Origin of the sequence: Legionella sainthelensi (genome assembly GCF_900637685.1) — a bacterium.
Taxonomy (GTDB): domain Bacteria; phylum Pseudomonadota; class Gammaproteobacteria; order Legionellales; family Legionellaceae; genus Legionella; species Legionella sainthelensi.
Genome location: NZ_LR134388.1, coordinates 1,819,337 through 1,832,332, shown reverse-complemented (window position 1 = coordinate 1,832,332; position 12,996 = coordinate 1,819,337). Strand labels below are relative to the sequence as shown.

Here is a 12,996-nt window from a genome sequence, read left to right as displayed (position 1 = left end):
GTGAGACTGTTCACGAAAAAGTTGAAAATCACCTCAATTTATTTAAAGGGCTCCGGATCACCTTTACCCTCTCTTATTATCACTGGATAATCGCCGGTCAAATCAACTACAGTTGTCGGTTCTTGACCACACTGCCCCCCATCAATTACTAAATCAATTTGATTTCCCAAAAGATCTCGAATTGCTTCGGGTTCGCTTAATGGTGCTTTAGCACCTGGCAGAATTAACGTAGTACTCATTAAAGGTGCTTCCAGACACTCTAACAATGCAAGTGTAATTACATTATCTGGTACACGTAAACCCAAAGTTTTTCTTTTAGGGTGAAGCATAAGCCGAGGCACTTCATGTGTGGCATTAAGAATAAAAGTATAGGCGCCAGGAGTAAATGCTTTTAATAATCTAAATATAGGATTCGATACTCGAGCGTAAATACCCAGTTGAGAAAGATCACGACAAACAAGAGTCATGTTGTGATTCTTATCTAATTGTCGTAATCTGCGTATACGCTCAAGTGCTGATTTATTACCTAAACCACAACCCAATGCATAACCAGAATCGGTTGGATAAACAATAATACCACCGTCTTCAATTATATTTACGGCCTTTCGCAACAAGCGTGCTTGAGGATTATCAGGATGTAATGCAAAAAACTGACTCATAAAGTCCCCTGTTCAATGTTCCATTCATGCCAAATAGGCGTACAATTTGCTGGTAGCTGTTTCTGGCCACCGAGATTTACACGAGAATGGCTATCATTATGATAGTCTGATCCAGAAGAAGCCAATAAATGAAACCGCAAACTGGTTGCGGCCATTTCATTAACTTCATTAAGTGTCATTTCTCCAGATACCACTTCTATACCGACACCACCAGCCTCTTTAAATTCGTTAATTAACTCATGCAATTTAGATCGCGTCAATCCGTATTTAAGTGGATGAGCAATCACTGCTTGGCCACCCGCTGCATTAATGCCCTCTACTGCTTCTTGGACAGTTAACCACAATGTAGGGACATAGGCTTTTTTACCTCTTCCTAAATATTGCTTAAATGCTGAAGCAAGATCTCGAGCTTTCCCTTCATTCACTAAAAGTTGAGCAAAATGAGGCCGACCTACACGAGTATGTCCGGCTAATTCACAAGCCTTGGAATAAGCATCGTTAATACCTAACGAATTTAGCACCGAGCCTATTTGCTGCGCACGATTCACTCGGCTTTGATTTTGACGCTGAATAAGCTCAAGTAGGCTTGTCGTATGCTGAATTTGGTAACCTAAAATATGAAGCTCATGTTTTTTCCAACGTACACTGATTTCTATGCCATTAATTATCTTTATTGAGGTATTAGCAGCCGCCTGTAGTAACTCAGGATAACCAGCTACCGTGTCATGATCAGTAAGTGACAAACACCGAAGCTTTTGATTTTTCGCTTTTTGGATCAATGCTCCTGGAGTTAAGGCCCCATCAGAAAAATTACTATGGCAATGAAGATCGATCATGAATGTATGTTATATAACAAAAAAATGATTGTATCATAAATCTTGCAGAAGATGAGTGTTCTGCACTATTCTTGTGTGCCTATACTTCACCTTATTAAAAATAGAATAAAATGGAAGTAAGAGGAAAGCCACTTCCCACCCAGTGCGAGATCTCTGGATATTGGTACAACACTATCATTTTATAAAGATACTTCGCTAAATTGAGCGATGAGAATTTGGGTGATAAGGTATAAAAAATACTATACTGATAATATATAAATTACTGGTTGAGGAAAATCCGAAGATAATGATTCATAACGTCCATCATGTTAAGTTATGCCGTAAATCAATTGCTGCTCGAAATGACAAACAAGCTAATTTTCTTGATGCAATTGATCGTTTTGCAGTAACTTTCGCAGTTGGCCCAGCAGGCACTGGAAAAACTTATTTAGCAGTTTCTAAAGCGATACAATCCTTTGAAAAGGGTGAAGTGCACAGGCTGATTTTTGTCAGACCCGCCGTAGAGGCAGGTGAAAAATTAGGCTTTCTACCAGGAGATTTAGTAGAAAAAGTACTTCCTTATTTAAGACCCATATACGATGCGTTGTATGAAATGATTGGTTTTAAAGAAACCCAAAAACTAATTCAAACCGATACTATCGAAGTTTTACCTTTAGCATTTATGCGTGGGCGTACTCTTAACGAATCATTTATTATTCTTGATGAAGCGCAAAATACTACCATCATGCAAATGAAAATGTTTTTAACGCGTATAGGTTTTGGTTCAAAAGCAGTCATAACTGGAGACATGACACAAGTAGATTTGCCCAAAGGTATTGATTCTGGACTTGCTCATGCAGTAGGATTATTCAAAAATATACCTGATATTAGTATTCATACTTTCACAAGTCGTGAGGTTGTGCGACATCCGTTAGTCTCTAAAATTGTTGATTGCTATGACAATGCATCATCTGGAAAAACTAAATGAACTATTATATCGATATACAAAATGCGACTGGCGAGCCTCTTCCTATCAGTGATGATCAATTGACTCGTTTGGCATTGCTTACGTTGAGAGATTACAAAAAAGAAGCAGAGCTTACAATCCGGCTGGTTACTTCGGAAGAAATGATCGACTTAAATCACACATACAGGAAACAGAATAAGACTACTAATGTATTAGCATTCCCATGTACCTTACCTCCAGAGGTACAATTAGAGTGCTCTCTTTTGGGGGACGTGATTATTTGCCCACAAGTATTATTTGATGAAAGTAAACAACTAAATAAAACTTTAGAATCACATTGGGCTTTAATCGTAATTCATGGAATACTGCATTTATTAGGCTATGATCATATTAAGGATGATGATGCAGCCATTATGCAATCTATTGAAATTAAATTATTAACTGAGCTTGGCTTTGCTAATCCTTATGACGCAGAGGGTAATCAACTTGAATAAAGAGGAAGACAGTAGTTCATGGTTTTCTCGGTTTAAACAGTTTTTACAGGGTGAACCACAAAATCAAGAAGAACTGGTTAGTTTATTAAGAGACGCACATATTCGCTCTCTTATTAGTTCTGAAACATTGGCAATGATAGAAGGTGCTATTTCATTCTCGAAAATGCGAGTACGAGATATTATGCTCCCAAAAAATCAGATGGTATGCATAAAGCAAAATGATCCATTGGAAGACATTATAAAAGCGGTCACGCAAACGGGGCACTCAAGATTTCCTGTCCTTGATGAAAATTCTGATGAAATTATTGGAATATTGCATGCCAAAGATTTGTTACCCTATCAATCCTCTAATCTAGACTCTTTTGATTTGCTTGATATATGTCGTCAAGCGACTTTTGTTCCTGAAAGCAGGCGTCTGGACAGTTTACTCAGTGAATTTCGCCGTAACAAAAATCATATGGCTATAGTAGTCGATGAGTACGGAGAAGTTTCAGGTTTTGTTACAATCGAAGACATTATTGAACAAATAATTGGTGATATTGAAGATGAGTTTGATATCGATGAAGATGCTTATCTTAAAGTACATGAAGACAATCATTATATCGTCAAAGCACACATGCCTATCGAGGAATTTAATGAACAACTTAACGCTCATTTTAGCGATGAATTTTATGATACTATCGGTGGGATAGTAATGAATAGTTTAGGCCATTTGCCTACACGAGGTGAAACAATTACTATTGATTCTTTTGAATTTAAAATTATTAATGCAGATTCCAGACGTATTAAACTGATGGAATGTATTGATAAACGTAAGGCATAATGAATATGAATGGTAATATTCTCATAATAGACGATGATACAGAGCTAACCGATTTATTGTCACAGTACCTGGAACCAGAAGGCTATCACGCTGTTTGTGTTCATGATGGTGAAAATGGTGTAAAAAAGGCATTAAATCAACCTTTCGATGCAGTTATTCTCGACGTAATGCTCCCTAAATTAAATGGATTTGAAGTATTAAAATCCATTCGAGAACATTTAGAAACTCCTGTGTTAATGTTAACGGCCCGAGGAGACGATATTGATAGGATTGTTGGTCTCGAAATTGGTGCAGATGATTATTTACCCAAGCCCTGCAATCCACGAGAATTAGTAGCTCGCCTAAGAGCCATTTTAAGACGTACACAAAAAATCCCAGCCTCAAAACCCGTTATTGAACAACATAACATAGTTGTTGACTGTTCCAAACGGCATGTGACTATGGCAGGCCATTATCTTGAGCTTACTAATGCCGAATTTAATATCCTGGAAATGTTAATCAAATCACCAGGACAAGCTTTTTCAAAGGAAGAACTGACAGAATATGCACTTGGAAGAAAATATACTGCGTATGATCGGAGCATCGATGTCCACATCAGTAACTTAAGAAATAAATTAGGTGATAATCCTCAAGGAGAGCCCATAGTTAAAACAGTACGTGGATTTGGATATATGTTTAATGCGTAGTTTGTATTGGAAGATTTTTATCTCATTTTGGCTAGCAATTATCCTAATCATTTTTACCACAGCCTGGATTATTAGCCATATAGTACATAAATCATCACTACCCGCCCAAGAACAATTGTTTATGGATAGTTATGCTAATGCAGCGGTTGCAACTTATGAATCAGGCCAGCAAGCGGCTCTATTAAAATGGCTGAATAAAATCGGTATTTCCCGCCATATGTCTATTTATTTACTCACCAGTACTGGTGAGATTATAGGGACTCATGCGGCTCCAGAAAACGTAAAAAAGGTTGCTGAAAACTTACTTCAAGATCAATTAAGTGAAGGTATTTTAAAATCAGAAAAACTTATTGTAAGTCATGAAATTTTATCAACATCTGGAAAATTTTATCGACTCGCAGCAGTCAGTGAAAAGCCCATTTATCACTTTGTTGGTGTGCCATGGGCTGGTCTCACCATTCGACTCATTTTAGCAATTTTTATTAGTGGCCTTATTTGCTATTTATTATCACGCTACTTAACACAGCCACTACGATCATTAGGAATGGCAGCTAAATCAATAGCAAAAGGTCAGCTAAATACCCGAGTTGGGCATTTAAGAGGACATAATAAAGATGAAATTGCTCAGCTTAGCGCTGAATTTGATCGTATGGCGGAACAAGTAGAAACATTAGTCAAATCGAAAGAAAGATTATTACAAGATATTTCCCACGAATTACGTTCACCCCTGGCGCGATTACAAATTGCGCTTGAGCTTGGACGCAAAAAAACCAACCATTTGGCGGATGGTGAATTTAATCGTATGGAACTTGAATGTTCGAGGTTAAATGTCTTAATTACAGAAATATTAGATTTTGCTCGTCTGGAAAAGTCAACAACTGATCTTAATTTCAATGAGGTGGATCTTACTGCTCTTTTATTGAATATAATAAATGATGCAAATTTTGAATTTGGTAACGAGTTCCCTCGTGTCATAGCAGGAGTTATTGAACCATGTCACTTATTCCTTGATGAACGTTTAATTCATAGAGCAATAGAAAATGTAGTTCGTAATGCCCTACACTATTCTCCTGCGACTGAACAGGTTACTGTTTCGTTAAAGCGTAGCGAAACCCTGGAACATATATACATTGATATTAGTGATAAAGGGCCTGGCGTTCCTGCAGATCAACTAAATCGAATATTTAATCCGTTTTATCGAGTTGATACTTCAAGAACTAAAAAAACAGGTGGTTATGGTTTAGGATTAGCCATAGCGTCTCGTGCTATTCAGCTCCATCATGGTGAAATTGTAGCATCAAATAATCCTGACCGCGGTTTATTAGTACGAATTATACTTAGTACGTGCCATCAAGAAACCTGATTATAGGATAAAGCAAAAACAACTGCCGCTACCTCTGCGTTTTTTGTTAGAAAAAATAAAAATCACTTGTAGAATTAAACTGTTTTTCTCTGTCTAATTAAGTTACAATGTGGCAGCTTAAAGAAATACTGGAACTTCTGTATTATGACTGTGGCTCAAAAATTAGAAAAAACAAGTGGTATATTTTTTTTCTTAGGATTTCTGCTTTCAAAGCTTCAGTATCTTCCATTTCCATTAGTATCTGCTATTTTCAGGTTTCTTTCATTAGGGATCTATTCTCTAGCCTATGGTTCTTGGTCCATTGCCTGTCTTCTTCATCCAGATCACAAAGAACATCACCATAAATGGTATGGTTTTGCCCAGATTAAAGAGCAATTCCTCTTTTCATCATTTATAGGATTAATCGCTACTGGACTCAGTGTAGCTGCTGTTTTTGTACCCGTTCTCTTTCCACCAGCAGCTTGGCTTTTCCTTATTGGTAATGTGCTTTGGACCATTGGTGAATACCATAAATTAAAAAATCCACCAAAAATAATGAAGATGTTTCTTATACCCAACAAAGAAATTATTTATATTATGCAATAACATCATGCGCAATAAGCTTAGTCTCAGCGGTTGCCGCTACCTTGATTGTTGCCTTTCCTCCTTTAATGATACCAATTACTATTTTTTCACTTCTTCTTTACACAGGCCTAGGCGCACTCGCGTTTGAATATTGGTTGCACAGTAAAAGTTCGGAAAATATGTCATCCTTTAAAGGTAGCTATAAGCAAATGAACGATTCATTCGGCCCAACAGATTCTCCTAAGCAGTCTAATTCTCTAGAGCCGAGATTTACTAAGAGTATTTTTAATAAGCCCGAAGATAAAATATCTGAAATCGCACTAACCACCATCAATAGCTATGAAAAAAGTAGCAATGAGTATGATTTGCAAATCCATACTTCTTCTTTATAATAAAAAATCTTAAGATTTGATTGAGATTGATATGGATCCTACAGTTACGAAAATGATTTCTTGTGCTTATAAAGCGCTTACTCATTCTTACTCACCCTATTCCAAATTTAGTGTCGCTAGCTGTATCTGTACTGATAAAGATACTTTATACACAGGCGTCAATGTCGAAAATAGCTCTTATGGATTGTCAACGTGTGCTGAGGCTTCAGCTATTTCTGCAATGATCTCTGCGGGAGAAACAAATATTAAGAGTATCGTTGTTCTTGCTGGAACCAATTTATTGTGTCCTCCGTGCGGTGCATGCAGACAAAGAATTCATGAGTTTTCCACCATAGACACCATCGTTCATCTTTGCAGTAAAGATTCAATATTACGTAGCATGAAAATGAGCGAACTTCTGCCCCTTGCTTTTGATTTTAACCCTTAATTAATAGGAATATTTGTATGATAAATACTGCCACAAAGCAGAATTATGCTCTTTTAGCAGCAAACTATATAAAAAAATTATACCCTTCATTTAAACCAACTGTGGCTATAGTGTTAGGCTCAGGATTAGGAAAGTTTGCTGATGAATTGCAAGATGCAGCACGCATCAGTTATGAGGATCTCCCAGGTTTTCCCAAAATTACGGTACAAGGACATGGTGGTAATTTAATTCTTGGCTACTGGAATGGTGTAGGTGTTATTTGTTTGCAAGGAAGAGCACATACCTATGAAGGCCTAGAAAATTATGAAACAGTAAAAACCTATGTCCGCACCATGAAGCTCTTAGGGTGTACTCATTTTATTGGAACTAATGCTTCTGGCTCACTCAGAGAAGATGTTGGTCCAGGTGAATTAATGCTTATTTCAGACCATATTAATTTACAACCAAGCAATCCTCTTATTGGTCCTAATGATGATGAATTTGGCCCAAGATTCTACCCTTTAGATAATGCCTACGATCAAACTATGCGCTCGAAGTTACTAGCCATTGCCGCAGAAAACTCAATCAAACTGACTGAGGGCGTTTATATTTCCGTCTTAGGGCCACACTATGAAACTGCCGCAGAAATTAGAGCATTTAAAATTTGGGGAGCTGATGCTGTAGGAATGTCTACTGTCCCAGAAGTGTTAGTTGCGAATCATTGTGGTATGCATGTTGCAGTAATTGCGATGATTACAAACTATGCTACAGGTCTATCCAAAACAGCACATAGTCATGAGTCAGTCGTTGCAATGGCAGAAAGTGCTGCAGCAAAGCTTAATTTTATTATAAAACAGTACATTGCAGGTTTAAAGTGACGGTAGAAAATCATTTAAATAAGGTCATGGAAAAACTACTTGACCATTTTCCGAAGCAATTCATTACAGTCGAGCAACTGATTCATTCTATAGATCTTACTCTACTCGATGAACATGCGACTACTGAGGCATTAGCTCAATTAAAGCAGGATGCCCAACAAAATCAGGTTGCTGCCCTATGCATTTATTTGCAACATGTACCTGAGATTATGCCACAGAACAACATTAGCACCGCAACAGTAATTAATTTTCCCCAGGGAATGGAACCACTAGATGTTTCACTGGCAGCAATAGAAAAAGCAGCACTCTTAGGGGTCACTGAAATTGACTATGTTCTTCCCTACTCCATGTATCTTGGAGGTCAAACACAAAAGGCACTTCAACAATGCCATGCAATTGCCCAATTATGCAAACAGCAGAAACTTGCTTTAAAGATAATTTTAGAAAGTGGAACATTTTCTAGCATCCAAGCTATTTATACGATTAGCAGAGAGCTCATTGATTTAGAATGTGACTTCATTAAAACATCCACGGGAAAAATCACACAAGGAGCCTCCATATCCGACGCAATGGCCATTTTAAGCGCAATTAAAGATGCAAATGCCTCTTGTGGAATTAAAATTTCTGGTGGCATAAAAAAACCACAACAAGCCTTTCATTATGCAGTGCTTGCAGAATTAATGATTGATAAACCAATCAATAAAAACTGGTTTCGTATTGGTGCTAGTAGTTTATTAGGTGAACTGTTAAAAACTCATTAAATCTCAGTTATACTTCGTACGCTCGAAAACATAATTAACAGTCGTGACATTGATAACTGTTCAGGATAGAGTCATTACTTAAATAAGGAATATAAAGTTATTCTAGTTCACTTTTCAACTGGAGTTTAATCTATGCAAAGAAACAAACTATTTTTTAAATCACTTCTCGTTATACTTTTTGGTCTCGTGTTATCAAGTTGTAATAACACGCTACCACCTGGTGAATACGATACAAATGAAGTAGGTAAAGTAAAAAAAGTTATTCCAGGAACCATTATATCTAAACGCCCTGTTCATTTACGTAATACAGCTAGTATGAATAACAGTACAAACAATAATCTCGTCGATAGCGGATATAGTCAAACACGTGGCGTTGAGTACGTTATTAAATTAAACTCCGGAGGAATCATCTCTGTAGTACAATCAGAAGATTTAAAGCTCAAAAATAAACAAAAAATTCTGGTCATTTATGGCAAACATACTCGTGTTGTTGCCGATAATGGCAGTGAGATTTTTTAAATTTCCAGGGTTATTTTCTTTACTTATATTTTTTCGTGTATACTGGTATTTACACAGTATATACGAAAACCAAAGATTGCTTTAACGACCGTGATGAAGATTATTGCGCACATATTTGATAAAAACACCATCAGTGTGACTCTATATTAAAACTAAAACGCGCTATTATCCTCCATGTACTACAAATTGCATGGAATATTTTATGGTAGAAAAGCTGACAACCCCTCAGGTCATTAACTCAATACGCAAAAAACGTTTATATGTACTATATATTAAATAATACGACTTATTAATGGTATTATCATGCCTTACACTAAGAAAGTAGTAGATAAAGAAGGGGCTATTGCTGAAGCAGTAAGTGTGGAAATTGCTAAGAAAGCGGGAATGAGTCATCCTGCGTTTGATAATCCTGAAGCAAGTATAGCGCCCAAGCCAGAGCGAGAAAAACCTGATCAATGGAGTGTTACGTTACCTCAGTATAATATGGAGTCGCTATTATCTGACAAATTATGGCGTGGTGAACTTCCGATGACCAATAAGCAATTTCTAGCTTCCTTAGGAGAAGTAATTGCCTTTAATTGGTATATCGGGCAAGGAGACTTAGGTATGACGAATGTTTCCATATCAGGTAATAAATGCTACCCATTTGATTTTGACTGCTGTTTCCAGCACATACAAAGCGAACAGTCTTTTGCAAAAATGAGAGAACCAGGCTTTGAGCCAACTAATTGGGAAAATTTAGGAACACCTGACGAAATTATCAAAGGCGCAATAAACAATTTAATTGCATCTGCTAACGTTGTAGGAATGGGCGATAGTTTCAAATATTTACTTAATGCGGAGCATCTTAATGTAATTCGAGCAGGATTCAACGGTCAACTTGGTAAAATGGCTAAGCTGGACTCGTCTGAAATTATTGATAAATATGTTCCAGAGCCGCAACGAGATACATACAAAGAATATTTATCAAATAAAAATCAACAAATACAGCAAATGATTCCCAAAGAACCAAAACAACAAGAGGTGAAAAAACCCTTCACGGGCTGGGAAGCATGTAGAGAAGCATCTAGTAATCTTTTTTCGGCTATTTTTAGATTTATAGTTCGCAATCTTCACTTATCGAAAGAACCAGTTAAAAATGAAGAAACACGTGAAAATAGATTTAATATTGAATAAACCAAACGGCAAACCCCAGGTTATATTAGTTAAGGGCTATGAGTGGCAACAACTCTATCAAGGATATATGCTATGAATCAGTCATCCGCAGAACTAGAACAAAACCAAAAAGATCTAACTATCTGTGCTAATCTCAATCGAGAGGTAGTACCGAATATTATAAAAGATCTACATGACATTCAAAATATTGATAAAGTTTTTTCAGATGATCCCAATTATGCACAATTAATAAACCGATTTTCGTCCTTAATTACAACTGATATTTTTGAACCTAAAAGCGATTATATTGTTTGGTATCAACAGACATTTGCAGACGCACTAAACTCATTTACGGAACTGGTGAAAAAATTAAATAACAATACTAAGAGCAGTCTCATAAAAAAAATGACTAATAAGGCTACGGTTACCGATAATAATCTTCTTTTGGCAGTAGGGGCAATACTAGAAGATACATACAAAATACAAAAAAAATCAATAGCATTATTTCTTAGAGGATCTTCGAAAAAGTATTACCGCTTGTGTCACTCCTAGTTTAGAAAGTTGGGGCTGATAATCCAAAATCACTATTAAATGCCCGCCCCAACGGCCAACCACATCAAAGCCCCATAATAAACACTGACAATAAAGGCTTTAAAACAATTTTGAGGTTCTCGATTATAAATCAGCTTTTGCTGATAAATTAAAATTAAACTGGCCGGCAACCATAATAGATAAAACAATACATTTACTTGGTTAATAATAGCCCAGAGTAACCATAAACTATGAAATAAACCTTGTAATAAACCAATAATTAACCGATCATAACTTGCAAAATAAATCGCTGTAGATTTCACACCTATTCGCAAATCATCTATTTTATCCGTCATTGCATACATAGTATCGTATGCCAAAATCCAGGCAAAATTAATAAGAAATAACAGAAAAAATTCACTATTTAAAGATACATTAGAAGCCACAAATGCCATAGGTATTCCCATTGAGAATGCAAATCCAAGCACTAATTGTGGTGCATTTAGAAAACGTTTACAAAAAGGATAAATAAATGAGATGAAAAGAGCGATCACTCCTAAATAAAAGCAATTTTTAGGCAGCTGAACTAATATATATAATGCGATTAAAAGCAACAAAGCTAATAAAATGAATGCTTCCGTCAAGCTTACTTCGCCAGCGGTTAATGGGCGAAATTGAGTTCTCATGACATGTTTATCGATATTTCTGTCCGCAACATCATTCATGATGCAACCTGCAGCACGCATTAATACGGTACCACACACAAAAAAAGCTAAAAGTCTAAAATTAGGCATCCCTTTATTAGCAAGCCATAATGCCCAAGCAGTTGGAAACCAAAGTAGTAAAATTCCTATTGGTTTATCAAAACGCATTAAACGCCAATATGCGCTCCACTTCATAAAACAAACTCTAACTCAGGAAGCATTATTTCTGCTATATAAAAAGATTCGCGTTGTTGAAAAGAAAATTCGCTCAGTCGCACCCAGAGAATACCCTCAACAGTATTAATATTCTTTTTCACCCAATAAAACTCGATACAATGAGGATCAATTGCATAATTTATTCCATTGATACGCTGTACTTTATTATTTCCAAAGATCAAGTTTTTTATTGATTCATTTTTTAAACGGTCAAAAAACGAAGGCTCAAGCTCGTAACATTTCTCAGGAATAATACTTCGCGCAAACCAATAAGAAACCCCGTGGCTTTTCATTATAATGTCGCGCTTGAAAATACAGTCGTCTTGAATTTGTAGGACATTTTGATCCCACCAATCTGGATTTACCCACTGTTGGGAAATTAGTTCAAGCTGTGCTTCGCCCTTGATTTTTTGCAGCATCTCAGTTAACGAAGATTGATAATTAAGCCACTTTTTAAGATTTTCAGGGCTTTGTGCATTAATTACAAAAATAGAATGAGTATTGATAGGCATGGACTTTGATTATTTACAAAATATATTTCAGTATGATCTTACAAAATTACTGCTTTAGGGACAAGTTATTACTTACTCTTATTCTACCTAATCTATTTAAAGTAAGTGTAATTTGTTCATGAGTATTATTATTTATTAAACTAAAGTGTCCATTACACATAGCGTGACTTGGATTATTGGAAAAAACAATTTTATTATTGGAGCTAACCCCTATCCAATGTAAACTCCAGCGCGGATGACTCCATTGCCATTGATAAATTAATTCCACCTGATTTGTTTGTTTATTCAGGAAATTCAAAGTCATGCCTTTAGACCAATTCAATGAAACATCTAATGGCATAAGGAACACGGAATTACCATTTATCATTGCGTGTACCTTAGCGTACTGCATTGCATTTCGTAGCTCATCAATTATTATTTGCTGCTCATTTTTTCGCGTAAAATAACTATATGAGCTTATGCTAATAGTTAATAAACTTGCAAACAAAGTCATTGTGATAAGCAGTTCAAGTAAAGTAAACCCTCTTGCTTTTATAAAAACACATTTAATT

The 12,996-nt window shown here is 36.2% G+C and carries 18 protein-coding genes; 13 read left to right on the top strand and 5 right to left on the bottom strand.

Going from position 1 to position 12,996, the window contains the following annotated elements:
- Positions 1 to 38 precede the first annotated feature (38 nt).
- Positions 39 to 659 carry an L-threonylcarbamoyladenylate synthase gene (locus EL220_RS08080; protein ID WP_027269922.1) on the bottom strand — a complete coding sequence of 207 codons (621 nt, stop codon included), beginning with the start codon at positions 657 to 659 and terminating at the stop codon, positions 39 to 41.
- Entirely contained in the window at positions 656 to 1,495 is an 840-nt protein-coding gene (locus EL220_RS08075; RefSeq protein WP_027269921.1) for a PHP domain-containing protein, read from the bottom strand. The genes EL220_RS08080 and EL220_RS08075 overlap by 4 nt, the downstream gene beginning before the upstream one ends.
- A gap of 286 nt (positions 1,496 to 1,781) precedes the next feature.
- On the opposite strand from EL220_RS08075, the gene EL220_RS08070 reads away from it, so the two are divergent.
- The 13 genes from EL220_RS08070 (at position 1,782) to EL220_RS08015 (ending at position 11,034) form a co-directional block, all read left to right on the top strand.
- On the top strand, positions 1,782 to 2,462 hold the full coding sequence (locus EL220_RS08070) for a PhoH family protein (protein ID WP_115709144.1): 681 nt from the start codon (positions 1,782 to 1,784) through the stop codon (positions 2,460 to 2,462).
- Positions 2,459 to 2,935 (top strand): rRNA maturation RNase YbeY, encoded by a 477-nt coding sequence (ybeY, locus tag EL220_RS08065; protein ID WP_027269920.1) that lies wholly within the window; start codon positions 2,459 to 2,461, stop codon positions 2,933 to 2,935. The genes EL220_RS08070 and ybeY overlap by 4 nt, the downstream gene beginning before the upstream one ends.
- Entirely contained in the window at positions 2,907 to 3,758 is an 852-nt protein-coding gene (locus tag EL220_RS08060; RefSeq protein ID WP_081779036.1) for an HlyC/CorC family transporter, read from the top strand. Before ybeY ends, EL220_RS08060 begins: the two co-directional genes overlap by 29 nt.
- A 5-nt stretch (positions 3,759 to 3,763) precedes the next feature.
- A complete protein-coding gene (gene cpxR, locus EL220_RS08055; protein WP_027269918.1) occupies positions 3,764 to 4,444 on the top strand; it encodes a two-component system response regulator CpxR in 681 nt (226 codons plus the stop codon).
- Positions 4,437 to 5,807, top strand: a complete 1,371-nt coding sequence (gene cpxA, locus EL220_RS08050) for a two-component system sensor histidine kinase CpxA (protein WP_027269917.1) — start codon at positions 4,437 to 4,439, stop codon at positions 5,805 to 5,807. The genes cpxR and cpxA overlap by 8 nt, the downstream gene beginning before the upstream one ends.
- Positions 5,808 to 5,951: 144 nt before the next feature.
- Positions 5,952 to 6,392 carry a hypothetical protein gene (locus EL220_RS18835; RefSeq protein WP_232002703.1) on the top strand — a complete coding sequence of 147 codons (441 nt, stop codon included), beginning with the start codon at positions 5,952 to 5,954 and terminating at the stop codon, positions 6,390 to 6,392.
- A gap of 188 nt (positions 6,393 to 6,580) precedes the next feature.
- Positions 6,581 to 6,763: a hypothetical protein gene (locus EL220_RS18830; protein ID WP_232002702.1), complete on the top strand. Its 183-nt coding sequence runs from the start codon at positions 6,581 to 6,583 to the stop codon at positions 6,761 to 6,763.
- A 31-nt stretch (positions 6,764 to 6,794) separates the two neighbouring features.
- Entirely contained in the window at positions 6,795 to 7,190 is a 396-nt protein-coding gene (gene cdd / locus EL220_RS08040; protein WP_027269915.1) for a cytidine deaminase, read from the top strand.
- 17 nt (positions 7,191 to 7,207) lie between these two features.
- Entirely contained in the window at positions 7,208 to 8,047 is an 840-nt protein-coding gene (locus tag EL220_RS08035; RefSeq protein WP_027269914.1) for a purine-nucleoside phosphorylase, read from the top strand.
- A complete protein-coding gene (locus tag EL220_RS08030) occupies positions 8,044 to 8,808 on the top strand; it encodes a deoxyribose-phosphate aldolase (protein ID WP_027269913.1) in 765 nt (254 codons plus the stop codon). Before EL220_RS08035 ends, EL220_RS08030 begins: the two co-directional genes overlap by 4 nt.
- Before the next feature lie 132 nt (positions 8,809 to 8,940).
- Entirely contained in the window at positions 8,941 to 9,327 is a 387-nt protein-coding gene (locus tag EL220_RS08025; RefSeq protein ID WP_027269912.1) for a hypothetical protein, read from the top strand.
- 303 nt (positions 9,328 to 9,630) lie between these two features.
- Positions 9,631 to 10,503, top strand: coding sequence for a hypothetical protein (locus tag EL220_RS08020; RefSeq protein ID WP_027269911.1), 873 nt, complete (start codon positions 9,631 to 9,633; stop codon positions 10,501 to 10,503).
- A gap of 72 nt (positions 10,504 to 10,575) precedes the next feature.
- A complete protein-coding gene (locus tag EL220_RS08015; protein ID WP_128130855.1) occupies positions 10,576 to 11,034 on the top strand; it encodes a hypothetical protein in 459 nt (152 codons plus the stop codon).
- Positions 11,035 to 11,069: 35 nt separating this feature from the next.
- On the opposite strand, the gene ubiA is transcribed toward EL220_RS08015, so the two are convergent.
- From ubiA to EL220_RS08000, 3 genes are read right to left on the bottom strand one after another with little or no spacing between them, the layout of a single operon-like run.
- Complete coding sequence (gene ubiA, locus EL220_RS08010) at positions 11,070 to 11,912, bottom strand: 4-hydroxybenzoate octaprenyltransferase (RefSeq protein ID WP_027269909.1); 843 nt, start codon at positions 11,910 to 11,912, stop codon at positions 11,070 to 11,072.
- Entirely contained in the window at positions 11,909 to 12,445 is a 537-nt protein-coding gene (locus tag EL220_RS08005) for a chorismate--pyruvate lyase family protein (RefSeq protein WP_027269908.1), read from the bottom strand. The genes ubiA and EL220_RS08005 overlap by 4 nt, the downstream gene beginning before the upstream one ends.
- Positions 12,446 to 12,491: 46 nt before the next feature.
- Positions 12,492 to 12,812 (bottom strand): pilus assembly protein, encoded by a 321-nt coding sequence (locus EL220_RS08000; protein ID WP_232002701.1) that lies wholly within the window; start codon positions 12,810 to 12,812, stop codon positions 12,492 to 12,494.
- Positions 12,813 to 12,996 lie beyond the last annotated feature (184 nt).